The organism is Lacihabitans soyangensis, from assembly GCF_024343775.1.
Taxonomy (GTDB): Bacteria; Bacteroidota; Bacteroidia; order Cytophagales; family Spirosomataceae; genus Leadbetterella; species Leadbetterella soyangensis.
On the sequence record NZ_RJUF01000198.1, the window covers coordinates 25,253 to 41,823 of the forward strand.

A 16,571-nucleotide genomic window follows, 5' to 3' on the forward strand; every position below is an offset into this window, starting at 1 on the left:
GATGTTTTTTAAAAATAAATGAAACTACCCAGTTCTGACAGAAAAAAATGCGATATTTAAGAAATTTCCTTTGAAATAAATTCTTTAATTTCTTCAAATGACTGAGCATCAAACCATTCAAAGGAGTCCTTGTTTTTAAACCAAGTCAACTGTCGTTTGGCATATCGTCTGGTATTGCGTTTTATGAGGTCCATCGTGGTCGGCAGGTCTTGTTCACCCTCCAAAAAACCAAAAACCTCTCTGTAGCCAACAGTTTGAAGGGCATTTTTGTCTTTAAATTCTCGCAAACCTTTTACTTCATCGAGCAATCCTTGCTCAAACATGGCCTCTACTCTTAAATTTATTCTTTGATACAATTCTTCCCTCGGTCGTTCTATACCAATCTTTACTATTTTATAAAAATGCTTCTTTTCTCCCTTTTTTTGAAATGATGAAAATGGTTTACTTGTACTTAAGCATACCTCCAAAGCCCTTACCAACCGCTGACTATTATGTATATCTATATTCTGATAAGCCACGGCATCTAAAGATTTGAGTTCGTTTTGCATGCTCTCTTTTTCCCCGTTTTCAAGTCTTTGCATAAGTTCGGCCCGCAACTCCAAGGGTGCTTCGGGCATATCATCCAGGCCATTAACTACTGCATCGACAAACAATCCCGAGCCACCAGTCATAATGACCACATTGTTTTGTTGAAAATAAGACTCTAAAAAAGCTTCAACATCTCTTTCAAAATCGCCAGCACTGTAAAGTACTTCCACACTGTGTGAATCTATAAAATGATGTTTCACATTTTGCATTTCTTCTAATGTAGGCTTGGCAGTGCCGATACTCAATTCCTTGTAAAACTGCCGCGAATCGCACGAAATTATATCACAGCTAAGCCACTGAGCCAGTTTTACGCACAAGTCCGTTTTGCCCACAGCGGTGGGACCAACTATAATTATTAACGTAGGTAACTGTTCTTCGATAAGGAATTCGATAAATTTTGAGCAAATTTATGATAATGTTCTTAATTTAGACTTTCAAATCACAAAATACAACATGGAATTTCTTTTATTCATCATCGCTTTGGCAGTTGGAAGCTTGGCCTCGTGGCAGGTGTTCAACTGGATGTACGGCAAAAAACTCAAAGACAATACAGAAAGTTTAAGGGTGGAATCCAACGTTTTGCTTGAAAGAATCGAGAAAGTATTCAAGGTGGTTTTGGCTGAAGGCTATTTTACCGAAATATACGACCACAACTCTAAAAAGGAATTTTGGGGATTGTTTAAGTCTAGTAACAAAGCCTTAGTAGTAGCGAAGGCCAAGGTTTCGGTAGGATATGATTTTAGCAAAATGAAGTTTAGCAGAGAGAATTCAGAACGTAAATTAATTATAGAAGAGTTTGCTCCAGCTGAAATACTTTCCGTTGATACCGACTACAAGTTTTACGATTTAAACCAAGGACTTTTGAGCAAATTCAACAACGATGATTACACCGCTATACTAGCTGAGGCAAAAAAAATGATGCAAGATAAAGCCCAAGAAAGTGACTTGCCGCTGATAGCCGCCAACCAAGTGAAAGTAATGATGAAACAATTAGCAGCCTCTATGAACTGGGAGTTGGAGATAAAAGAGGTTGGTGGCAAAAAGACAATCTTACTCGAAGACCATGAGATTCTACCTAAAGTACTCGAAAAAGCATCTTTTAAAGAAGTTTGATTAGACATTTAATTTTGGTAAATATTAAAGCAATGGCTTAACCTTTATGTGCTTTGGCCTAATTCTAATGAAGCAAATACATAGCTCAAATTAAAGATTATTCGGTCTAAAAGTCTTTTATCATTACCTTTGTGGCGAATAACCAAAAACATTTATGGCATTAATAGAAGAATTGGAGGAGCAAGGCAACGTATTGTTTAAATTTCGGAGCTATATTCCTATTTTCTTTTTGGCATCAGGCTTGGGCGTATATGCCTACAAAATATACGACATGAGCTACCCAGACCTTGGTTTTAATTACTGGCTAGTATGCTTAGCTGTAGGGCTATTGGGGCTTTTGGTTAGAATATACGCCGTAGGTCACACACCTGCAAACACCTCCGGTAGAAACACCGCCGAGGGACAAGTAGCAGCAGAACTTAATCAAACAGGTATTTATTCTTTAGTTAGACATCCCCTATACCTAGGTAATTTCTTGATGTGGTTGGGTGTGGCTATGTTAACAGCTGACTTGTGGTATTTGGTGGCATTTACTTTTACCTACTGGGTTTACTACGAACGCATTATGTTTGCCGAAGAAGCATTTTTAAGAAGAAAATTTGGTGAACCATATCTCAAATGGGCATCAGATAAACCTGCGTTTATACCAAAACTAAAGTCTCCGACTACTCCAAAATACCCTTTTTCGATTAAAAAAATATTGAAAAAAGAGAAAAACGGTGTTGCTGCTATGTTTGGTTTGTTTTATATCTTCGAAGTGGTGGGAGAATACATCAAATGGGGTGAATATACCTTTAAGCCAACTTTCTGGTTTTGGGGCTTTGCAGTCAGTACCATACTCTATTTAATTCTGAAAGTCATAAAACGTTCAACAAACATTCTTGAAGAAGAAGGCAGATGAAACCTAACTGGGATGGCATATTAACCAAGGCTTCCTATCTCTATTTGAGTCTTCCATTCCTGATATTTTGTCTTGCATGGCTGAATTTGCCTTCCGCAATAGCTTTTTCGAGTATTACGTTGGTTTCCATTTTTCTTTGTTTAAAAAACGTCCATTCTGATTTTTCAATCAATTATTTGTTAAGTAAAAACCCAAGAACGATTTGGGTCTCTTTGCTAATAATTCTTTTCATCATTTTTTTCTCAGGTATTGGGCACTATACGTATCAAAACAACGACCATCTGTACCGAGGAGCCCTCTTTGCCGATTTGGTAAAATACGACTGGCCTGTGATGTACAAAGTAAGTGGTTTCCCAGGGCATTTTCTTGAAGGAAAAACCACCATGATGACCTATTACCTTGGCTTTTATCTTCCCGCAGCCGCCCTTGGAAAAGCTTTTGGTTTAGAATTCGGTAGGTTTGCTTTGTTTTTCTGGACATTTATCGGGACAGTTTTAGTCGTTTTTCAAACTGGAAAATATCTCCGAAAATTCAATTACAAACTGCTTCTTTTGTTTTTCGGATGGGGCACGCTCTTTTTCATTGGGGCTTTGTACAAAAACTCCTTCTTAGATATCTATACCGAAACGGCCAATCCACTTTGGGCTGGTATGATTCTTTATGCTGATAGCAACTTGGGTCTTATCTACTGGACTTTCAATCAGTCACTTACAGCTTGGCTTATACTTCTCTTAATCTACAACAAAGGTCCAAAACAGAATACATTATTCCTTTACGCTCTTACATTTTTCCTTAGCCCATTTGCCTTTGTGGGCATGTTTCCATTTATAATTTTTAGTATATGGAAATACTACCAAGGTACACTTAAAGATGACTTATGGAAAAACGTAAAACATTATCTTAGCTTCCAAAATATCATTGGAGCAGCTCTGGTGGTGGGTCTAAACTTTATTTATATAGACTCGAACAAGGCCGGCAAGTTTTTCCAAGTGCTGCACCATCGACCAAAAATACTGATTGTATTTTATCTACTTTCTTGGGCAATTATTGCATTCTTGATCAGTTCAAAATTTAAGAAAAATGCACTTTTCTGGCTGGTGGTCATCGTGCTTATTCCACTACCTTTTTTTCAGCAAGGCTATGGCATTGATTTCCCCGGAAGGCTTTCTATACCGGCCTTGTTTTTTCTAATGTTGTTGGTTGGGCAGTTTTTGATAGAAGAAAAATCGGGTTGGAGAAAATGGGCTGTGCTCGCCTACATGTCTGTGAGTGCGGTCTGGCACATTGGTTTTGAAGTCGGCAAGCCCATCATTTGGACATCTGCCGAAAACATCAGCCACAAAACCGACTGGGACGATAAACTCATGACCTCCGAGAACCCTAAACTTCGAAAAGTTGGGAAAATACTTAAAGACATTGAAGGCAAAGATATCTTGATACAAGACCACAAAACGATCGTAAATCCCAACAATAATGTAATATGGAATTATATGGCAGATATTGAAGGTTCGAGGTTTTATCGTTGGTTTGCGAAAAAGAAATGAAGGTTTTGATGTAATGGAGAAGTTTGTGAGGAAACAAAATTGGGCGAGGACACAAACTTGGACAGCGTTAAGTTTGTGAGGACACAAACTTTGGCTAGGACACAAACTTTGGCGACGACATAAACTCTGGCAGTAAAAAAACCTCGCCTGATGAGTCAAACGAGGTTTTTGAAAATAATCATTTATAAAAACTCATTAATAAAGCCACCAAGGCAGCCTATGCATGGCCTCACTTTGTTTGATATAATCCACAATAATCTTATTATATCCATCTGTATTAATTTTCTTGCCTTTCACTTTTTTGGGCAATTTTGGATATTCCAAAGCGGGGTTAGTATCGACACTGACCGTAGAAATTACATAGGCACCGTCGTCCAATGTGACTTCCATAATAACTCCAGGTAAACCATAAAAGCGGTCAGGCCCGGAGGAAGTTACAAAATCAGTACAAAACCAAGCTTCTATTTTCTGATCTTTTAAAGCATCATAAGCTACTGCTTTCATACAAATATAGCCTGCTATGTCTTTTACATCATTCATGATTTTCCAATTGTACGGCTTCAAGCTATCTTCTACAATATAAGTTTTACCTAGAACATTCTGATAGTCAAAGTAAGTGCCTTTCTCAAAATCCCTTGTAAGGTAAAAATCATCATGCGTATAGGTAAATGTACCGTCTTCGGTAGTTTCCTGCTGATTTTCGAAGGTATAGAACGAATTCTTGTCTGTAAAATTCAGAGCATACTTGGTTTTCTGAGAAAACATATTCTTCCATGTCTCAGACTCTCTATCTTTTTCTTCTTTGGACATAAACTTGGCCTTGGCCAAAGTCTTACCAAGATCTCTTGAGGTTTCATAAATGATTCGTCCTGAGATCTTTTGACCTTGAACCAAAGCTGAAACAAACACTAAACATATTATTATTAAATTTCTCATTGTATTATTTGATATTAATCTTCCCATCTACTTTTTTTAACTCTAGCCGTTATGCCCTTCATGTTATAGGTATAAGTAACCATAAAATATCTCGAGAGCGTTTGCGAAACTGAACTACTTATCACATTCTGAAACGCATTCTGATTCACCCTGACATTACGTTTGAAGGCATCGTAAAGGCTCAGTCTAATTTCTGATTTCTTGTTTTTACCTACAACTTTGTATGCACTTAAATTTAGAATTGGCACATGTTGATTAAACCCTAATTTGTTGTTTTTGAAATGCGTATAATTAAAATCAGTTGTAAAGAAAATCAATTTAGGCAACTGCAAGACCGTATTTGATTGTACCGAATTGTTAAAAAACTTTTGATTTTGATTGGTTGAGATCGAGTAGCTCGCGTTATTTATACCCGCGTTAGCCGAAATAAACCATGAGAACCAGTCTATCGGTGTAAGGTCTAGCCTAGTTCCGAGATAGAAATTCTCTCCTTTATTTTCGTTCAACTCGTTATTGATGTACATGAGATTTTTGGAAATTCCGGTACTGGCGTTCAAAGCCATGGCCACTTTGGTTTTCTTTATCGGAAATCCAAAATAAGTGTACACATTAAAATTATCACCTCCCGAAATATTCTCAGGAGTGTAAACAGTAGACAAATCACTATTAACTTGCTGATTAAGAATAACTTGATTTTTGTATCTGGTATAACTCACACCCGCGTTTAAATTGATGAAAGATACCGGATTGAACATATAATAGTACAAATTGGAATTGTAAGTGGTAGTTGGAAGTAGATTCGGGTTACCTTTTCTCACAAACATCGGATTGGAATTGTCAATGAACGGCTGCAAGTCTCTAATCCTTGGAGCATTGAGACCCACGTTATAGTCAAAATTCAAATATCTACTGTTCTTTAGGTCGTAGTTAATGGAGACATTTGGCAAAATAGCCCTGTAAGTATTCTTTATGTTTCCGATTTCTGACTGACCTTGGTTATTAAAAAATTTGCCTCTTATATCAAATTTTTGGGCGGCTATTCCTCCTGAAATATTAAGCCCCTTGGCATTGAAACGCAAAGCAGTACCCACTCTGTTAAACAAAATGTTATTATCAAAATATCTACTCAATGAATCTACCCTTGGCTTGCTATCAGCAAAAAGATTAAATACATCTCGGTCAACATTCTGGCTTAGATTGCTGAAGTTATAAAAAGTCTCCAAAACAACTTTTTTGCTCAAGGGCTCCATGTACAATAAACTACTTTTTATCTCATCTGAACCTGACAGTCCTAAAACATTCTGATTCAAATTTCTGATATTGGAACCTAGCGGGAATTTTTCGCCAACTACTGAATACTCATTAAAAATAGAAGTTTGGTTGGCATTTTGGTCACTGTTATTCTTATTGTAGGTTCCTGAAATGGCAAAATTCCTGCCTTTTTTCATGAATTTGTGTCGGTAAATGGCCGAACTGGACAAAACAAAACTGGTGGCATCATAAGAATTACTAGAGGCCTGATTTCTAAATCTCTCATTACTTGTATTTAAAAAGTCGATACCATTTACAGAAGACTGCGTTCTATTGCCAGCCCTTCCATTTACGTTTAACACGAATGTATTCAAGGAGTCTATTTCCTTCTCAAATCTCAGGCTCATTCTATGATTTTGGGAGTAATTTCTATTGAAACTAGTATCTGCCCTAAAATAACTCGACGTTGGTAAAAAATACTGTGAGTTAGTGAGTTGGTCAAGGGTTTGGTCGGTTTGGTTGAAGAAATAATTAGAACTTACCTTGGTTTTCTTGGTGTCATAGTTATAGTTCAAACCACCCGCATAGTTCTTTGAAAATCCCTGCCCAGGACCCCAAGTCTGTGGTATTTCCAGATTATCATCATTGTCGTCGTCACCACCAAAATAGAAAAACCGCATGCCTCCTTGCGAAAATCCAAAGTCGGCGTTATCGTTCCAGTTATAGGATTGACTTCCTTTAAAGTCTTGATAATCATTATTAGAAAGACCTGTTTGGTTGATATTGTTACCAAAACCCACTACTGCAAACTGATTTTTACTATCAAATTTATTATAATTGGCCTTGCCCATTACACGTTGGTCAGAGCCTGCCCCAGCTGTGGCCTTGCCAAATCCTCCCTTTTTAAATTCGTCCTTCAGTTCTAGGTTGACCGTCTTTTCTCTTTTCCCGTCTTCCACACCCGTCAACTTTGCCGACTCAGATTTATCATTAAAGACTTGGACTTTGTTGATTGCCTCAGCTGGAAGGTTTTTCGTGGCCAACTTCGGATCATCCCCAAAGAAGCGTTTGCCATCTACAGTCACTCTTTTGACCTCTTCTCCCTGAGCTTTAATATTACCTTCAGCGTCTATTTGTACACCAGGAAGTTTCCTGAGCAAATCTTCCACCGAAGAGCCTGGCGGTACTTTAAATTTGCTGGCATCGTACTCTATGGTGTCGCCTTTGAAACTCATCGGAGCCTTCGCCGTCCGAACAACTACTTCAAAAAGTTCTTTTTGAATAGGTTTCAAAACCAGCTGCCCGAGGTCTTTTTGTAAGGTTGCTGGGTCAAACTTGATCAAATCTTGTAAAGGAACATAACCTACAAAGGTAGCTTTGAGTAGATAATCTTGCTTTTTGAGGTTTTTAAAAAGGAAATTACCATCTGTATCGGCCCGAACGAAAGTTATCATGGACGAGTCCAAGGGAGAAAGTAGTAAAACCGTTGTGAAGGAGAGCGGAGCCTTTTCAGAATCAATCAATGAACCTTTGATGCTGTAGTTCTGTGCGTAGGTCAATGTGGCCATGTATAGTGCGGCCACAAGGAGTAATAGTTTTTTCATTTTTCGAATTAGTTTCTAATGGTTTGCAAATTGTAACGGGTTTCTTTCTCAAAAAAATGTAACGTGTGGATTTTACATTATTTAACAATTGTTTGCTTAACAAAAGTTAAAAAACATGCAGAATGCCATGAAAAGAACTGTGTCACAAAACTAAAACATTAGTTTTTATAAATTATTGTAGATATCCGAAAATTTTTTCAAATCCTCTTCTGTATCAATGTCGCTGAGAACTGGCAGAAAGTTGCAAGTGTAAGAATATGAATTAATTGTCTCCAAACCCTCGTTTGCCACATGTTCATGGCTCCATGTTTTATTCAAGAAAACATCTTGTAGAAAATTTGCTGAGTGAATTTTTTCAAAATTAAAACCAATGGCGTAATAACCACCATCATGGGATGGCCCGAGGACAGTTTCAGCGTTTTCCAAAAGTTCATAACCATCTTGAAGAATTTCGGTGGAAACTTCATAAATATCGCTTCCGACAATAAGTGCCTTGGTGTAACCTAAATCTCTGGCCTCCTCAAATGCTGAAAGCATCCTTTGACCTAAATCTGGAGATGGACTCTGAACAAACTTATTGAAGACCTCATTTTCCCAAATGTCATTTTTATCTACGTACGTGGAATAAAACAAAAGTTTATCCGCTTTCACATTCAGAGATTTGTCATGAATATTAACAAGCAGTTTTTTAAAAACCTTTAGTGCTTTTTCATCCCCAATGGTGGCTGCCAATCGGGTTTTTACTTTACCAAGTTCAGGGTTTTTTATGAATATGAGGAGAGCTGATTTCAATCTTGATAGAGGATTTTTGATAGCCTATTTTCTATTTCTGCTGAAATAATATTTCCAATTTCTGCTTTATCATATAATGCAACTAGATAAACCTTACCCAATATGACTTTAACACAAGTAATTATTCTCGCACCACCACTTTTCCCTCTATTTTTACTCGAAATTCTTATTCTTATTTTGAAGTAATCTTTACCTAAACTTATACCTTGATGCGGATTCAATTCTAAAGAGTGGAATAATTTAAGCAGATCACTTTTGAGGGAAGGATATTTCTTTGAAAGCTTTTTAAATTCTTTCTCGAATTCGGGTATAGCTTCTAACTCAAACTTCATTTAGTAAATCAAATGCATTTTTGAATACCTTTTTCTCTTTAATTCCTTTCTCAAGATCCAATATTCTTGACTCTAAGGAAGTAAGAAATTCATTCTTTTTTCTAATTTTTGAATCAAGTTCGATCACCTCCGATTTAATCTTCATTTTCTTAAGAACTTCCCTTAACAATTCCATTTCATCTTTGGATTTCGGGCGAATTAATAATGACTCCATACAGTAAAGGTCTAGATTATTAAACATTTGATAAACCAAGATTACAATTGGTTACAAATTTCAACAAATATAGAAGTATAAACGGATTTTAGGAAATAAAAGATTTTTGCTACATTTATTTTACATTTCTGGTGGTAACTTTTCTTTTTTAGTGAAGTTCATACTTTTTCTTGGAAATTGAAAAAAAAAATAGATTTACAAATCCGCTAATTTCTATTAAAACACCTCAAACTGCCGCAAAATGTCGAGATTAAAACAGCATACCAAAAACCTAAAACTTGTCACCATTTTTTTGTTGTTTTTTACTCAACTAGTTTTTGGACAAAAATCCATCAAAGGCAAAATTATAGACCATCAAACCAAAGAACCACTGGCCTACGGAACAGTAATTATAAACAATACAACGAAAGCAACTACTTCTGATGATTACATTTTTCAAGAGAAACTGAAGAAGGAGTTTACATCGACACGGGAAAGAAATAACCAATTTATAATCCGAAACGAATCTATTTCCTCTCATTTAAATCAAAGCTACTATTACCCAGAAGAAACTATTTGGTTCAGCTTGAAAATCAATAAGATATCTCCAGAATCCGTATCTAGCAAGGTTGTTTATATAGACATTTTCTCAGAAGAAAAACGAAATATTTTTTCAGGTTCCTATCTTTTTGAAAATGGCAGAAGTTCGGGCTCATGGAAAGTACCTCAAAACCTTGCAGAGGGTAAATATGTGCTTAGAGCTTATACCAATTGGATGCGTAATTTTGATGATTCAACTTTCAGTTATACTGAATTTAAAATACTTCCGCTGGATAAGGTTCCCAACGTTAACATTGCTTCCACATATTTTGAGAACAAATATTTGAAGGTTGAAAAATCGAAATTTGGTAAAACCGACACAATACACTTCGAAATAAAGGAATGCATGAATTGCATTTTTTCAACAACTGTAACAAAAGCAAATTTTTTAAATCCACAACTTGAAAATCTACATAAAAACAAGCAACTAACTAAAATCGTAGATTCACTTCCTTCATATCCCATGGAAGATGAAGGAAGACTAATTTATGGCAATTTGGCAAATAATATTAAAGGCTCAGTATGGTTTTTAAATAATAATTTGAGTGATTTCAAAGTTGTTGAAACTAATGATAGTGGAAAATTCAACCTTATACTTCCTAATACATACGACAGTACGGTGTTTTATTTGAAAGCCTATAACGAGAAAAATAAAATCGTAAAAAACATCACCTTGGCTGAAAAACCGACCGTACATTTAAAGTATAAATTCTCAAGTGAAAACAACATTGACCAAATAGTGGAAAGTCCAGTCTTCAATAAAGTATACAATTTTGAAAATATGGATCAGCTGGTAACTTTAGATGAAGTTGTAGTTAAAGCAAAAAAACTCGAAAATAAATTATTAGCGAAAGACCGAAAACTTTTTGGGCGACCACCATCACAAAGTTTCGCATCGAAAGACCTTAAAAAGTCAACTGGACCAAATATCCTCTATTCTTTAAATTCTCTGGTACCTGGAATAAGAATAGTTCATGATGTAGAAAGGCACACTACAAACCTGATGTTGCTTAACAAACCTGTGGGTGTGAGTATTATATACGATGGAATGGAGGTCACTCCTGAAACTATTGGGCATCTTTCGGCTGACATGATTGGGGTGCTTGATTTTTATAGAAGTTTTCCACCATTAATTGTTATCTATTCTAAATCCTATCTCAATATTGAAGTAGAACAAAGAAAAACGAGGGACAAAAACGAAGCTAAACTGTTTATTACAAAAGGTATCAATTCTACCAAAAACTTCTATTTGCCCTCAAAAATTAAAGATAGAGAACGATTAGATTTATTCGAAAACAGAAATACCATCTACTGGAATTCGAATATTGAAACTGGCGAGACTGGGAAAGCCCATGTTTCATTTGAAGTCTTGGCTATGCCTGGAGAATATGTGATTGAGCTGGCCGGAAAAGATGATAATGGAAAAGTGATTTCGGAGAGAAAAGTGATTGAAATAAGGTAAATTTTAAACCAAAAAAACCACTAAACCACGAGCTCCATGGGCACCGAGTACTAATGATTGTTCAATGTCCGCAGTTTTGGAAGGACCAGCCAAAAATACACCAAAGCCATAATCTGACATACCTATTTGCTCATAAGCCTGATGCATGGTGGGCAGAATGGCGGATTTTTCGATAATGATTGCCAAATATTGTGTAATAAATGGAGCTACCCGTTGTCCCATTTCCAACTCTGTCAGCCAAATTGCCCCGTTTTCGGCCACAGCAAATTGACCTTTTATAATTAAAAAGTCAGCATCCTTTAATTTATGTGGGTCAGCTATTTGCCAGTCTTTATTTTCCGAAAATTCTGGCAATGTAGAGATAACTCTAGCGTTGATAGGATAATTGGAGATAATATATTTTTTAATTTCTTCAAAATTCGAAACTTGCAAAACCTTCCCTCCTATGCCTTCCAAAATTTCGGTGAATTTTTGCACCAAATCATACTGTTCAGTACCCAAAACCGACAAATCCGGCAAAGGCAACAAATCTGGTTGATTCTGTTTTATTTTAGAAAGTATCTCGTTTCTACTGCTCATATTAAATTCAACCTCACCCCTAAATCACCTCTCCAAAGGAAGAGGGAACTTTCGTGAGTTTTTTTATTTTTTCCTATTCTTTTTATACCAATCTCTAAAGCTTTCTTCCGGTGGCTCGGGCATTTCACGCTGCTTGTACCATGGATTCATGTTGTTGTTTACCAAAAATGGCAATTTATCCATCAACATTCTTCCTACTTTTCCTGAAAATTTAAATATGCCCGGATTTGATAAAACTGTTGACATGCCTTTCATGGCCAAGGTTTTAGATGCAGGTGCATAACCCTCTTGCACTAAAACTTGTCGCCATTTGTACAATTGTTGATGGATATCGATTTTAACTGGACAAACATTGCTACACGAACCACAAAGTGTGCTCGCAAATGGCAAATCGGCGTTGGCTCGCATGTCTAAATTTGGAGCCAAAATAGAGCCAATAGGCCCTGCAACAGCATTGTGATAGCTATGTCCTCCACTTCTACGATAAACCGGACAAGTATTGAAACATGCCGCACATCTTATACACTTCAAAGAATTTCGAAAATCTTCACGACCCAATTGTGTTGAGCGACCATTGTCCACAATCACGATATGCATCTGTTGGCCTTCACGTGGCTTTTTAAAATGACTCGAATAAGTGGTTATTGGTTGGCCAGTAGCACTTCTAGCCAAAAGCCTCAAGAACACGCCAAGGTGTTTTTTTTGCGGAATAATCTTTTCAAATCCCATACTGGCTATATGAATATCAGCCAAATGAGCTCCCATGTCTGCATTGCCTTCGTTGGTGCAAACCACGAATTCTCCTGTTTCAGCAACGGCAAAATTTACTCCTGTCAGGGCAATCGGTCGGGTTAGAAACTTATCTCTCAGGTGCTGACGAGCAGCTTCTGTTAGATATTGAGGGTCTTTGTTTCCTTTTTCAGTGCCTAGATGTTTGTGAAACAATTCTCCGATTTCTTCTTTTTTCCAGTGAATACAAGGCATCACAATATGTGAAGGTGGCTCTTCTGCCAATTGGACAATTCGCTCTCCTAAGTCTGTATCTATAACTTCAATGCCTTTTTCTGCCAAAAATTCGTTCATATGGCATTCCTCTGTCAGCATTGATTTGGATTTTACCATGCCTTTGAAAGTATCAACAGGAATCTCACCTTTGTAATATTCAGAAATGATACCGTAAACTATCTCATTATGTTCCTTGGCATCTGCAGCCCAGTGTATTTTTATACCGTTCTTTATGGCGTTCTCTTCAAATTGCAACAAATAATCGTGCATGTTTGAAAGAACATTGTTTTTTATGGAAGAAGCAGTTTCACGCAAAAGTTCCCAATCCTTAATCTGAAAAGCGGCTTTATCACGTTTTTGGCGAACGAAATATAGGGTTTCATCGTGCCAAGTGGTGCGATCAAAGTCTTTGTTGAATATTTCAGCCGCTTCGCTATGGGTTTTCATTAGATTGCTTGATTAAGAATTTCTGCAATATGCATAACCTTGATGCTGTGTTTTTCTCTACGAATAATTCCTTCCATGTGCATCAAGCAAGAGGTATCTCCACCTGTTAATACTTCTGTTCCATTTTTAAGATGATCCGCCAATCGATCTTGTCCCATTCTGACCGAAACAGCTTCTTCGGCTACACAAAACGTACCTCCGAAGCCACAGCACTCGTCTTTTCTATCCAAAGTAACTAACTCCAAGCCCTTAAGGTTTTTGAGCAATTGCTCTGGTTTCGAGAAAAACGGGGCATTGAGTTCGGACATTTGGCTGAGTTTGAGTCCACGCTGCCCGTGGCAACTTTGATGCAGCCCAACTTTATGCTTAAACTCGCCTTCAAGGCTTTCAACTTTTAAAATATCTGTTATAAATTCTATCAATTCATAAATTTTACCCTTCAAAGGAATATGTTCTTTCACATGTAAAGTACAACTACCAGAAGGAGAAACTACAAAATCATAATCATCAAAATTGTCCTGAAATAGTTTGGTGCAATCGCCGGTAATATGCTCATAGCCTGAGTTGGCCATAGGTTGTCCACAGCAGGTTTGATTTTGCGGAAATACAACTTCGCAGCCCAACTTTTCGAGCAATTGCAAAGTTGCGATACCAACCTTCGGGTAGAATTGATCAATATAACAGGGGATGAATAGGGCTACTTTCATTTGGAATATGTTGAAGATAAGGAGCCAAAATATTTAATTATTTCATTGAAGTTAGGATTGTCTGTTTTAATTATGAGTGAGCTGTAAATTTTATTTTTCTCAAGATCAATAATTTCAGCATCGACTTTAAAAAAATCGTCTCCCTTAAATAATTCTACCCAACTATCAAATTTCCTCTTTCGTGCTGATTGTCTTGAATCTGAAGAGTCAATTATATATACAACCGTACCTAATCCGTTTGATTTAAAAAAATCTTTAAAAATAGCAGCTACTGTACTAGGAATCACGCTATCCAAAATAACTTTTGAGTTCCCTTGGGGATAGACTAAATCAACAACAAACTCGAAAGAATTTGGACTGATTGTTTTAATAGGCGAAAATAAATAACTGGACTCTTTAAATTTTATCTGATAAAAATAACCATTTTTAGTTTCGAAGAAATATGATTTATCATTCCCATCTTGAAATTCAAAATCATAGTAGTTTTTAATTGAGCTATCATCTAGCATTCTTTTTCTCCCTTAATCTTTTCACTATTGTCTGAAACTCATCAGTTCTGGCAAACTCCCTCATTTCAGCCTGAGTTTGCTTCTTACTTTCAAGCAATTTCTTTGCTAAGTCTATAGCTTGAGGGCTACTTGGCCCCTTACTTTTTATTGTTAGCGTAATCATAATGCATTTTTTTAATTCAAATATACAAACAAAAATTATCACAATCCAGTTGCAACCGTTTTCAAACCACGTTCACCTATTAAAACATTACGAACTTTCAGGTCACGGAAAATACCAATGGGTGAAAGAGCCGCACCAGCTCTCAATCTTGCCTCGGCTACAATTGGTCTCACATCAGTGCGATAGGCTGCTTGAATAATTTCTTGGGCTTTTACTACGTCATTGCTTTCACGTGCGTCCTCTAATGCTTTTGAATCAACCAAAAGCGATTGAGCATAAGCTACCATAATGGCTTCTACTGACTGTAATAAATCCTCTAAAGGATCTTTGATATTATGAGATGCATCAATCATCCAACCAAATCCAGAGCCCAATTCAAATGGAGCGTTATTTGGCTGAGTTCCGTGCGTCAATTCATTGAAAATCAAAAATAACTGATAAGGATTGATACTTCCAACTGTCAGGTCGTCGTCGCCATATTTCGAATCATTGAAATGAAAACCACCCAATTTACCTTCCATCATCAATAGACTTACTATTTGCTCAATGTTGGCGTTTGGCAAATGATGACCCAAATCCACCAACGTGAATGCCTTTTCTCCCAATTTTGATGCATACAAATGTGATTGTCCCCAATCGCCCACAGTCATAGAATAAAAGTTCGGCTCAAAGGCTTTGTATTCGACAAACAACTTCCAATCTGAAGGAAGGGCAGCATATATTTCTTGTAAACTCTCCAATGTATTCTCAAAAGCCTTTCTAAAATTCAACTGGCCAGGAAAACATGAACCGTCTGATAACCAAACTGTTAGAGATTTAGAACCTAAATCTATGCCATGTTTTATAACTTCGATGTTATGGTCTATTGCTTGCTTGCGTATGGCTTTGTTGACATTTTGCAAAGAACCAAATTTGTAGGTCAAAGCTTGATCTGGCTGGTCTTGAAAAGTGTTAGAGTTTACAGCATCAAAAGCCAATCCATGCTGAGCTGCTAGGGTCTGTATTTCCTTAGGAGATGTAGGAATATCCCAAGGAATGTGTAAAGAAATAGCACCAGAAGTTTTGTTTAACTTATGCAAAAGTCCTACGTCTTCAATTTTTTCTTCAAGGCTCCTTGGCTCTCCTCCACCAGGAAAACGTCCGAAACGTGTTCCACCAGTTCCTAATGCCCAAGATGGAATGGCAACTTGGAAGTCTATTAATCGTTGAATTATTTTTTCAACACCTTCTGTTTCGTTTTTTGCGAAATCAAAGAGTGTTTTGTGTTTCGCCATTTGTTTGGCGTTATGGTCATCTATTATATTTTGAGAAATTATCATCTTTTGTTGTTTTATAGAACACGGATCAACACAGATTGGACACGGATTCTTTTTTAAATTGAATTACTAAATTTCTAAATGGGTATGTACTTCAAATGGTTATCGTAAACTTTTCTTTTGAATTCTGCTTTTTTTCCAAAATTAAATAGTAATCCTACTTCAATACTTGTTCCTCTTAAATAATTAAGCAATTGAGCCTCATTCTCTTCAAGTAAACATTCAGCTGCTTTTAATTCAATTATTACCAAATTTTCAACAATTAAATCAGCAAAATATTCACCAACTTTATACCCTCGAAACCAAACATCTATTTTTTTTTGAGCTTCTATTTCCAAACCTTCCTCTCTTAATGCCAAAAACATTGCATTTTGATAAACCTTTTCTAAAAAGCCGTACCCAAGTTCATTATAAACCTGATAATAAACTTTAATAATTCTTTGGGTTAATACATCATGCTTCATTATTTCGAATAGTTCTTTTGGGCAATGAATAACACAATAGATCAAGAAAAATTTTAAAAAAATCC

The 16,571-nt window shown here is 36.6% G+C and carries 17 protein-coding genes; 4 read left to right on the forward strand and 13 right to left on the reverse strand.

The genetic code is table 11. From position 1 onward, the window contains the following. Nucleotides 1-56: 56 nt before the first annotated feature. On the reverse strand, nt 57-995 hold the full coding sequence (gene miaA, locus EGI31_RS25015) for a tRNA (adenosine(37)-N6)-dimethylallyltransferase MiaA (protein ID WP_310586246.1): 939 nt from the start codon (nt 993-995) through the stop codon (nt 57-59). Between the two features lie 46 nt (nt 996-1,041). Here miaA and EGI31_RS25020 point away from each other — a divergent pair, with 46 nt between their 5' ends. From EGI31_RS25020 to EGI31_RS25030, 3 genes are all read left to right on the forward strand, one after another. Further along, complete coding sequence (locus EGI31_RS25020; protein WP_255039940.1) at nt 1,042-1,701, forward strand: DUF4230 domain-containing protein; 660 nt, start codon at nt 1,042-1,044, stop codon at nt 1,699-1,701. A 154-nt stretch (nt 1,702-1,855) separates the two neighbouring features. Further along, nucleotides 1,856-2,602, forward strand: a complete 747-nt coding sequence (locus EGI31_RS25025; protein ID WP_255039941.1) for a methyltransferase family protein — start codon at nt 1,856-1,858, stop codon at nt 2,600-2,602. A 212-nt stretch (nt 2,603-2,814) separates the two neighbouring features. Further along, a complete protein-coding gene (locus EGI31_RS25030; protein ID WP_255039942.1) occupies nt 2,815-4,146 on the forward strand; it encodes a hypothetical protein in 1,332 nt (443 codons plus the stop codon). A gap of 195 nt (nt 4,147-4,341) precedes the next feature. On the opposite strand, the gene EGI31_RS25035 is transcribed toward EGI31_RS25030, so the two are convergent. From EGI31_RS25035 to EGI31_RS25055, 5 genes are all read right to left on the reverse strand, one after another. After that, on the reverse strand, nt 4,342-5,082 hold the full coding sequence (locus tag EGI31_RS25035; protein WP_255039943.1) for a GLPGLI family protein: 741 nt from the start codon (nt 5,080-5,082) through the stop codon (nt 4,342-4,344). 14 nt (nt 5,083-5,096) lie between these two features. Beyond that, the gene (locus EGI31_RS25040; protein ID WP_255039944.1) at nt 5,097-7,937 is read right to left on the reverse strand and encodes a TonB-dependent receptor domain-containing protein; all 2,841 of its coding nucleotides are present in this window, start codon (nt 7,935-7,937) and stop codon (nt 5,097-5,099) included. Between the two features lie 165 nt (nt 7,938-8,102). Continuing rightward, nucleotides 8,103-8,729 (reverse strand): TIGR04282 family arsenosugar biosynthesis glycosyltransferase, encoded by a 627-nt coding sequence (locus EGI31_RS25045; RefSeq protein ID WP_255039945.1) that lies wholly within the window; start codon nt 8,727-8,729, stop codon nt 8,103-8,105. Then, nucleotides 8,726-9,061, reverse strand: coding sequence for a type II toxin-antitoxin system RelE/ParE family toxin (locus tag EGI31_RS25050; protein WP_255039946.1), 336 nt, complete (start codon nt 9,059-9,061; stop codon nt 8,726-8,728). Before EGI31_RS25050 ends, EGI31_RS25045 begins: the two co-directional genes overlap by 4 nt. Beyond that, nucleotides 9,051-9,275: a hypothetical protein gene (locus tag EGI31_RS25055; RefSeq protein ID WP_255039947.1), complete on the reverse strand. Its 225-nt coding sequence runs from the start codon at nt 9,273-9,275 to the stop codon at nt 9,051-9,053. The genes EGI31_RS25050 and EGI31_RS25055 overlap by 11 nt, the downstream gene beginning before the upstream one ends. 241 nt (nt 9,276-9,516) lie before the next feature. Here EGI31_RS25055 and EGI31_RS25060 point away from each other — a divergent pair, with 241 nt between their 5' ends. After that, nucleotides 9,517-11,316, forward strand: coding sequence for a peptidase associated/transthyretin-like domain-containing protein (locus EGI31_RS25060; protein WP_255039948.1), 1,800 nt, complete (start codon nt 9,517-9,519; stop codon nt 11,314-11,316). Nucleotides 11,317-11,319: 3 nt separating this feature from the next. On the opposite strand, the gene EGI31_RS25065 is transcribed toward EGI31_RS25060, so the two are convergent. The 7 genes from EGI31_RS25065 to EGI31_RS25095 form a co-directional block, all read right to left on the reverse strand. Further along, on the reverse strand, nt 11,320-11,895 hold the full coding sequence (locus EGI31_RS25065; RefSeq protein ID WP_255039949.1) for a LutC/YkgG family protein: 576 nt from the start codon (nt 11,893-11,895) through the stop codon (nt 11,320-11,322). Nucleotides 11,896-11,958: 63 nt separating this feature from the next. Beyond that, complete coding sequence (locus EGI31_RS25070; protein ID WP_255039950.1) at nt 11,959-13,347, reverse strand: lactate utilization protein B; 1,389 nt, start codon at nt 13,345-13,347, stop codon at nt 11,959-11,961. Then, nucleotides 13,347-14,054 carry a (Fe-S)-binding protein gene (locus EGI31_RS25075; protein WP_255039951.1) on the reverse strand — a complete coding sequence of 236 codons (708 nt, stop codon included), beginning with the start codon at nt 14,052-14,054 and terminating at the stop codon, nt 13,347-13,349. Before EGI31_RS25075 ends, EGI31_RS25070 begins: the two co-directional genes overlap by 1 nt. Further along, complete coding sequence (locus EGI31_RS25080) at nt 14,051-14,563, reverse strand: DUF6169 family protein (RefSeq protein WP_255039952.1); 513 nt, start codon at nt 14,561-14,563, stop codon at nt 14,051-14,053. Before EGI31_RS25080 ends, EGI31_RS25075 begins: the two co-directional genes overlap by 4 nt. Continuing rightward, complete coding sequence (locus EGI31_RS25085) at nt 14,553-14,726, reverse strand: hypothetical protein (protein ID WP_255039953.1); 174 nt, start codon at nt 14,724-14,726, stop codon at nt 14,553-14,555. The genes EGI31_RS25080 and EGI31_RS25085 overlap by 11 nt, the downstream gene beginning before the upstream one ends. 38 nt (nt 14,727-14,764) lie before the next feature. Then, entirely contained in the window at nt 14,765-16,000 is a 1,236-nt protein-coding gene (locus tag EGI31_RS25090; RefSeq protein WP_255039954.1) for a sugar isomerase, read from the reverse strand. Between the two features lie 119 nt (nt 16,001-16,119). Further along, entirely contained in the window at nt 16,120-16,506 is a 387-nt protein-coding gene (locus EGI31_RS25095) for a GxxExxY protein (RefSeq protein ID WP_255039955.1), read from the reverse strand. Between the last annotated feature and the right edge of the window lie 65 nt (nt 16,507-16,571).

Bases quoted from the DNA above. Each gene is read 5' to 3' on its own strand.
- EGI31_RS25050 (WP_255039946.1), bottom strand. From the start codon at position 9,061: ATGAAGTTTGAGTTAGAAGCTATACCCGAATTCGAGAAAGAATTTAAA.
- EGI31_RS25055 (WP_255039947.1), bottom strand. From the start codon at position 9,275: ATGGAGTCATTATTAATTCGCCCGAAATCCAAAGATGAAATGGAATTG.
- EGI31_RS25070 (WP_255039950.1), bottom strand. From the start codon at position 13,347: ATGAAAACCCATAGCGAAGCGGCTGAAATATTCAACAAAGACTTTGAT.
- EGI31_RS25060 (WP_255039948.1), top strand. From the start codon at position 9,517: ATGTCGAGATTAAAACAGCATACCAAAAACCTAAAACTTGTCACCATT.
- EGI31_RS25095 (WP_255039955.1), bottom strand. From the start codon at position 16,506: ATGAAGCATGATGTATTAACCCAAAGAATTATTAAAGTTTATTATCAG.
- EGI31_RS25090 (WP_255039954.1), bottom strand. From the start codon at position 16,000: ATGGCGAAACACAAAACACTCTTTGATTTCGCAAAAAACGAAACAGAA.
- EGI31_RS25075 (WP_255039951.1), bottom strand. From the start codon at position 14,054: ATGAAAGTAGCCCTATTCATCCCCTGTTATATTGATCAATTCTACCCG.
- EGI31_RS25040 (WP_255039944.1), bottom strand. From the start codon at position 7,937: ATGAAAAAACTATTACTCCTTGTGGCCGCACTATACATGGCCACATTG.
- EGI31_RS25080 (WP_255039952.1), bottom strand. From the start codon at position 14,563: ATGCTAGATGATAGCTCAATTAAAAACTACTATGATTTTGAATTTCAA.
- EGI31_RS25020 (WP_255039940.1), top strand. From the start codon at position 1,042: ATGGAATTTCTTTTATTCATCATCGCTTTGGCAGTTGGAAGCTTGGCC.
- EGI31_RS25035 (WP_255039943.1), bottom strand. From the start codon at position 5,082: ATGAGAAATTTAATAATAATATGTTTAGTGTTTGTTTCAGCTTTGGTT.
- EGI31_RS25065 (WP_255039949.1), bottom strand. From the start codon at position 11,895: ATGAGCAGTAGAAACGAGATACTTTCTAAAATAAAACAGAATCAACCA.
- EGI31_RS25085 (WP_255039953.1), bottom strand. From the start codon at position 14,726: ATGATTACGCTAACAATAAAAAGTAAGGGGCCAAGTAGCCCTCAAGCT.
- EGI31_RS25025 (WP_255039941.1), top strand. From the start codon at position 1,856: ATGGCATTAATAGAAGAATTGGAGGAGCAAGGCAACGTATTGTTTAAA.